This window comes from Mastigocoleus testarum BC008 (assembly GCF_001456025.1).
Taxonomy (GTDB): domain Bacteria; phylum Cyanobacteriota; class Cyanobacteriia; order Cyanobacteriales; family Nostocaceae; genus Mastigocoleus; species Mastigocoleus testarum.
Map to the genome: position 1 here is coordinate 158098 of NZ_LMTZ01000083.1, position 7817 is coordinate 165914.

Genomic DNA, 7817 nt, shown 5'->3' on the forward strand with positions numbered 1-7817 from the left:
CAGACAACTTAATTGTAGTCATTGCGACGATAGGTTAGCAGCTCGGTACGTAGCGCAGCTATAGCGTTTCCGTTAGGAAATAGCAATCCCAAACCAATGACCTTGCGGTCACGCTATAGCTATAGCTGCGCTACCTACGGAGCCGCTACCTTACGGATCCGCTAATGAAAATTCCTAACGAGTGCGTAAGTCCTAAAAAATCTAGAACAAAATAAAGGTAGATTTTTAGCGATCGCATTCATCGCCAATAAAAAGATAGGAAAGACTGCTATGACATCATTCACATTAAACTTAAATTCTGTAATTAAGCTCACCCCAGAGCAATTTTATAAACTGTGTCAAGCAAACCCTGACTTAAAACTAGAACGCAATACCCAAGGAGATTTAATTATAATGCCACCTACGGGAGGAGAAACAGGAAAAACTAACTCCAATATTAATGCTCAGATATGGTTATGGAACGAACAAAAGCAACTTGGGGAAGTTTTTGATTCATCAACTGGATTTACTTTACCATCAGGTGCTGACCGTTCTCCCGATGTTTCTTGGGTGGAAAAATCTCGTTGGGATACTTTGAGTAAAGAACAAAAAGAAAAATTTATTCCCCTTTGTCCTGACTTTGTGATTGAAATACTTTCACCTAATGATAGTTTGAAGAAAACTCAAAACAAAATGCAAGAATATATCGCCAATGGTTGTCGTTTGGGTTGGTTGATAAATCGCAAAAAACAGGAAGTAGAAATTTATCGTCCGGGACAAGATATTGAGATTTTAAAGTTACCTCAAACTTTGTCGGGGGAAAGTGTATTATCTGGATTTGTACTTAATATGCAAAAAATTTGGGAATAAAAAATAAACTTTTATTTACAATAACTGGGTAATTTTCACAAAGTCATTGCTGCAAAATACTCTTGTAGTAGTCGGTGAATGAAGCGATAGCGTCCACCAATACGTTGGAGAAATAAGCGTTCGGTGCAATAGTCGAGAAAGTGGGCGTAGTTCCAGGGAATGTAGCCATTGCAGTAAAGAATGGTGCGAAGAGAAAGATGTTTAGCTAAAGATGAGAAACTAAAACTTAGCAAAATCCAAAGAGTAAAAGAAATAGCTGTACTCCAAATATTTTGTTTTATATTCGAGGAGATAATATAGTAAATATAAAAACCCTGAATCCAGGTTACAATTAATGCAATTTTTAGTGTTTCGTAGAAACCTTGGTTTGGAATATTACTGTTTTCAATTGGCTTGACTAAAAATAAAGATATAAAGATAAAAGGAGCGATTAATCCACAGGAAAATACGGAAAATATTTTTCCTATGAGATTCAATATAAAGTTTAGTAAAAATCCTCCTTGTTGCTCAATAAATTCAAGATAATTGATTGTTAATAAAAATATTAAATAATGATGAGAGTAAGATGATTGGCGGAACTCTTTCATTTGTGAATTAACATTTAGACTTATCTGTACAATATCTTCTCTTTGTTTTAATCCTCTCTTTTTTGCTCCAATCACATACATTATTTTGGCTGACATCATATGCGTTCCATACATCAACACTACTATCGGCATCAATGAAAATTTGGAATGAACTAAGAACAATCCCTTCAGTGGAAATATAAAATATCTTTCAATTTCTTGTAGTGATGGAATTCTTATCTTTAATTTCTGAGAAAGATCGATATCATGAATTATAGGTACGTGCTGCTTAAATTCTTTTGGTAAATCTCGTTTGAAGAGCCAGCAAAATAGATGAATCCAAGGATATTCTATTAACCGCACTCCATCTGCTTTAGTTTCTGCTGTCAACATGAAAACGCCAAACAAGCCGATAAAGATATTTTGGATAATTACGAAATTATTAGGTGGCTGAAAATATGGTAATAAAGCACTTGTAGAAATGATTCCGACGCATAATGTATTAATAGCAAAAAGTAGAAACCAATACAGCCATTGATGATGCTTTTTTTTAAGAAAAAGATAAGGCTGCATTTCTTCAATCAAAAACTCAGTTTGGGACTCTTCTTGTAACTGCTGCGCCAAATAAACTAGCCATTTACGGGTTTTCCTTCTACTGGGAGGATTTTTATTTCGATAACTAAGACTCTTAAGTCCCTGCGATTCCATTTGTGATGTTACAAGCTCTCTACCAATAGCAGTTTCCCAGTAAGCATCGAGAAGGGATTGAATTCGTTCTTTAGTTGGTGTCAGTTTTCCCCATTCATAAAGAGATAAATTTTTATCAAAGGAAATAAATCCTAAAATCGACAAAAATAAGGGTTTTCTTAGGAGTCTTAATAGTTCTGCATCATCTTGCAGGGTTTCCCAAAATTCTATTTGGTTTAATTGCGCTAAATATGTTTTTATTTTCTCATCTGTAAGTGGTTGCAGCACAATAGCTCCATTCAGATGTAAGCGTGTCTCCTGCTTTGGTGAAGTCTCCTCTAAATCCTGCTCATCATTTTCTATTTGTTGTCGAACAACTTTCTCATACTCTTCTCGACGACTACACACAACCAAATACTGCGATCGCGATTCACTTTGCAAAAATTCATTAATTTTCTGCACGCATGGTTCTTGACGAATTGATTCTAATTCATCCAAACCATCAAGCATTGGTAGCAATTTAGCCTCATCTACCCAGTTAGTACCAACATCCTGACGCACCCCATACTTTGAATTTAGTTCTAATACTAACCATTTATGGATCGACTGTTCGTCATCTTTCCAATTGGAGAGATTAAGCAGCACCGGAATTGGATAATCAGCTTCTTTTTGAGCTCGTACAATCAAAGATTCAGCTAAATCTAACATTGTAGTAGTTTTCCCAGCACCAGGATCCCCCAAAATCAGTAACTGATCCGCAATTTCTTCTTGCTCAAAAACTTCTAAAATACTGGTACTGTGGGGGATAGGTTCACGCTTGCGGTTCCCAATTTTAATATCTGAACTCCAAGGACATTTTACTTGTTCCGGTTGAGCTTCCTTACCCAAATTTATTAATACTGCATTGTGTAAAGACCCCTTTAGTCGGGCTTTAACTTCTTCTTTCACTGCTTGGAGCAACAGTTTTTCATTTCGGGGACGTTTAGCTTTTTGCTTTTCTTGCAGAACTAAATGCAATACTTCCTTGATAGTTTCAGCATCTGTACCGTAATAAATGCGATCGCCAATCTGAATATTTCTACCATCTGCAATATTGACGATATCCTTACCCACTTGTATTGAACCGTCACGCAAGCGCAAAATTCTCCGCAGGGTCTTTATATCGTCCTCGGTTTCTTCCCCATCAGCGATACGGTCAAAAATGGCTCTTAATTCTTCATTAGAACTCATTGATATCTACACAAGTCATGCATTTTGCTAAACGTTGGGAGATATGACAACAATCAAAAGTGCTGTTAGCTGTTTGTATTATTTATTATATATAGGTCATGTAACTTCTCAGTTAGTTCTGGGTAAAAGCATTGGAAAGAGCAAAAAACTAAATAAACTTAATCAGTAACACAGAAATGAGCGAACAATTTACTCACGGTTATGCACTATTAATTGGCGTCGGGGAATCTGCTTATAGTAATTTGTCATTACCAGTAACCGTAAAAGATACTCAAGCAATTTATGCAGCTTTAATCGATCCGGAACTATGTGCTTATCCTGATAACGAAGAACATATTCGGGTGCTGAATAATCAAGATGCGACGAAAGAAGGTATTTTAGAAGGACTGAATTGGTTAAAAGCAAAAGCAGATTCTGACTCTCAAGCTACCGTGTTTGTTTACTATTCAGGACATGGTTGGCTCGAAGAGAATAACAATAGCTACTATCTGATACAACATGATATCGATCCTTTCGACTTAACAGAATCTGCATTAGCTGCTGAAACTTTCACCGATGCATTACGCCAAATTCAAGCCGAACGTTTATTAGTTGTAATTGATAGCTGTCATGCTGCAGGTATGGCAACATCTAAAGAAGGTAAAACTACCCCTGCTTTTAAACTTCCTCAAGGTTTTGTAGAAGTTCCACCATCCAAAAGCTTAATTGATAATTTGAAACAAGGTAAAGGTAGAGTCGTTTTTACATCATCGGAAGGCGAGCAAAAATCTTGGATTAAAGATGATTCTAGCAGTATCTACACTTATCATTTTCTCGAAGCTTTGCAAGGTGCGGGTAACAAACCAGGTGATACAGAAGTTCGAGTTTCTAACATCATGAATCATCTGGGTAAGGTTGTACCAGAAAGTGCGCGTCAGTTATATGACGCAAAGCAAACCCCTCATTTTGATATGGATGCAGGAGATTTTGTCATTACAAAACTGCGGGGTGGTAAAGGTTTACCCGATAAGGGATGGGATGAAATTAAATCTGAGGCGATGCAAAAGATAAATAAAATTGCTGATGTTATAAACCAGCATGGAAAATTTATTACTAATATTAATGAAGCTCACGGTCTTCACATTGGTGATGTTTATCACAAATAACTACTGTAAAGTGACAAGGATAATAAATGCCTACCCCCGATGAAATTAAGGTTATTTTTGAAAAACTTACAGCAGGTACTGCAACCGATGAAGATATTGAAATCCTGCGTCAAGCTTACGAAGGTAGTGAAAGGATATCGTTTCAATATGGTAATTCCATTGTCAATATTGGGCAGGGTAAGGATATTCACATTGGTGATCTTACTTATCAGACGATACATGCTGAGGTAATTCGAAAGGTTTTCCTTAAAGCTTTAGAGGAGCATCCAAAGACATCGAATAAAAAATATTACCCAGATCTACCACCTCATTTTATACGGCGTACTCAAGAAATAGAAAGGCTTAAACAATTAATTACACCAAAAAAACAGACTGATTTGCAATCATCTCATAAAGTAGGTGTGCATGGAATGGCTGGTATTGGTAAAACAGTATTAGCATCTGCACTAGTTCGTGACAAGGAGGTGCAACAGCAATTTTCTGATGGGGTATTCTGGTTAGACATGAGACAAGAGAATTCCCTGCATGAATTGCAACTTCAAGGCTTGCAAGATAAGGCTTGTTTAATTGTCTTGGATGATGTGTCGCGTGTAGAGCAAGTGAAGGCGTTTAATGATTTGGGAGAAGGCTGTTGTCTTTTGTTTACCACTTGTGATGCCAGAATCATCACTGATTTAGGTGCTGTGGAGTATAAACTGAATTTTTTCAACAACGAACAGGCATTAGACCTATTAGCAAAATGGGTTGGACAAGAAGTAGAAACTTTACCAAACGTGGCACGAGAAGTGGCAAAACAATGTGATTATTTGCCTTTGGCATTATCTCTTTGTGGAGCGCAAATAAAAGACGGTATGCGCTGGAAAAGTTTGCGGGATGCCTTACAAGAAACCAAGTTAAAACGTCTGAATCGTCCAGGTGGTAGCATTTATCAATTACTTAAAATTAGCATCGATGCCTTAGCAGATGAAAATAAAACATATGCTGAGTGCTATCGGGAATTATGTATATTTCCTTCAGGCTCATCTATTCCGGAAGCAGCACTTGCAACTCTGTGGCAAAAAACTCATCATGATATGGAAGAGCCAGATGTGGATTTTTTAATTATAATATTGACCCGCAAAGACTTATTGCGAAGAACCGGTAATGCAGCTGAGCAATTAGTTTCAATGCACAATTTACTATATAAATATTTACGTAGCTTAGTTAGCGATAGCGATTTAAAAGCTTTAAATGAGGAGTTTTTAGCAGCATATTGGAGTAAATCTACTAATGGTTGGCATACAGTTCCGGATGATGGCTATTTCTTTAAGTATCTTGCATATCATTTATTTAGTGCTGGTCGTGAGACAGATTTACGAGAACTGTTGCTGGATTTTAACTGGCTACAGAAAAAATTAGAGATTATAAATACTTATGCTTTGATTGCTGATTTCAATTATCTTTTAGATGATGTAGAACTACGTTTAATACAAAAAGCTCTTGTACTCAGTGCCCACATCTTAGAGCAAGATCGCAAACAATTGTGGAGTCAACTACAGGGTCGCTTGATGAGAGACACATCTACTACGATCGAGACCCTTCTCCAACAGAAACCTCCTTTTCCTCTATTTCGTACTCTTACTCCTAGCCTTCACCAAGCTGACACTGCTTTATTACGTATCTTTACTGGTCACTCCGATCATGTCAAAACCTTGGCAGTTTCTGCTGATGGTAAGTATGTTCTTTCTGGTTCATCTGATACAAGTCTGAAGCTATGGAATCTAAATACAGGCGAACAAATATGCACACTTGATGGTCATAATGCGATTATTTATACTGTGAAGTTGATTCCTGAACGAATGCAAGCAATTTCAGGAGCAGCAGACGGAAGTATTAAACTCTGGGACTTAGAAAAACAGGAATGTATACATACTTTTAAAGAAAATACAAGTTCTGTGTATACTGTGGCGTTGATACCTGAACGAATGCAAGCAATTTCAGGAACAGCAGACGGAAATATTAAATTATGGGATTTAGAAAAACGTGAATATAAATACACTTTGAGGGCGCATGAAGCTTCTATCAATGCTTTAGCGGTGCTTCCCGAACAAATGCAAGCGATTTCAGCCTCATCTGACTCAACTCTAAAACTTTGGGATTTAGAAAATCGGAAATGTATTGGTACTTTCCAAGGTCATCAGGGTGCAATTCAAACTGTTGCAGTACTCCAGAAACACAAACAAGTTATTTCCGGTTCAGCAGAAGGAATCTTAAAATTATGGAACTTGGAAAATTTTGAATGTCTACATACATTCAAGGCTCATGAAGGTTCGATTTGCTCTGTAATATTTTTAACTGACCAGATGCGAGTTGTTTCAAGTTCAACAGATAAAACTCTCAAGTTATGGAATTTAAAACAAAGAAATTGTGAACTCATACTCAAGGATAGCGATTGGGCAAACGCCGTCGCAATAATTCCTACCAGTGAAGACTTAATTGCTGCTTCTGATGATTACACTTTGAAGTTATGGAGTTTAAGCAATCAAAAGTCCAAATTATCTGTTGAAAGACATAATGATACAGTCAGGGCTTTAGCTGTTACAGCAGATGGTAAACAGGCTATCGCTATCTCTGCTTCTGAGGACAAAACTCTCAAATTATGGAATATAGGTAGCGGGAAGTGTGAACTTGAACTCACTGGTCACCACGACATAGTTACTGCTCTTGCTTTAACTCCAGATGGGAAACAAGCTGTCTCAACTTCCTTGGATGGCAAACTAAAAGTATGGGATCTGAGACATAAAACTAATAGCAGATGCAAACTCACTATTCATCAAAGCCTTCCAGCCACTAGCATCGCTTTTATAACAAATAGTGAAGAATCTATTCTCATTGCATCAGATAACATTTTATGGCTTATAAATTTAAATGATTTGGAATGTAATTTCCTTCCCGAAGTTCATAGCGATATGATTACAGATTTAGCTGTCACAGCAGATGGTCGACAAGCTATTTCTGCTTCAAAGGATGGCACGCTTAGGTTATGGGATTTAAAAAATGGGGAATGTAAACGAGTTCTGGAAACTCAAGCTAAGACAATTACTGCAATAGCAATGACACCAGATGGGAAATGGGTTGTTTGTGCTACAAACGATAACAATTTAAAGTTATGGAATTTGCATAAAGAAGAAGACAAGTATCAAAGTTTTTTGTTCGGGCATACTGATTGGATAAATGCTTTGGCAATTACAGCTGATGGCAAGCGTGCTATCTCTAGCTCATATGATAAAACCCATCTTCCGCACTCTAACTGTCACAATCGGTAATTACTTAAATAAATCAATAATAAAAGAGTAAAAAA

Annotated in this window: 4 protein-coding genes; 3 read left to right on the forward strand and 1 reads right to left on the reverse strand. The window is 36.9% G+C overall.

Annotation, left to right across the window (positions count from 1 at the left end):
• The first annotated feature begins 270 nt into the window (after nucleotides 1-270).
• Nucleotides 271-849, forward strand: coding sequence for a Uma2 family endonuclease (locus BC008_RS13355; protein ID WP_027845293.1), 579 nt, complete (start codon nucleotides 271-273; stop codon nucleotides 847-849).
• 35 nt (nucleotides 850-884) lie between these two features.
• Here BC008_RS13355 and BC008_RS51310 read toward each other — a convergent pair whose 3' ends face one another.
• The gene (locus BC008_RS51310) at nucleotides 885-3332 is read right to left on the reverse strand and encodes an NACHT domain-containing protein (protein WP_027845294.1); all 2448 of its coding nucleotides are present in this window, start codon (nucleotides 3330-3332) and stop codon (nucleotides 885-887) included.
• 176 nt (nucleotides 3333-3508) lie between these two features.
• On the opposite strand from BC008_RS51310, the gene BC008_RS13365 reads away from it, so the two are divergent.
• Nucleotides 3509-4477, forward strand: coding sequence for a caspase family protein (locus BC008_RS13365; RefSeq protein WP_027845295.1), 969 nt, complete (start codon nucleotides 3509-3511; stop codon nucleotides 4475-4477).
• A gap of 26 nt (nucleotides 4478-4503) precedes the next feature.
• Nucleotides 4504-7782 carry an NB-ARC domain-containing protein gene (locus tag BC008_RS13370; protein WP_027845296.1) on the forward strand — a complete coding sequence of 1093 codons (3279 nt, stop codon included), beginning with the start codon at nucleotides 4504-4506 and terminating at the stop codon, nucleotides 7780-7782.
• Nucleotides 7783-7817 lie beyond the last annotated feature (35 nt).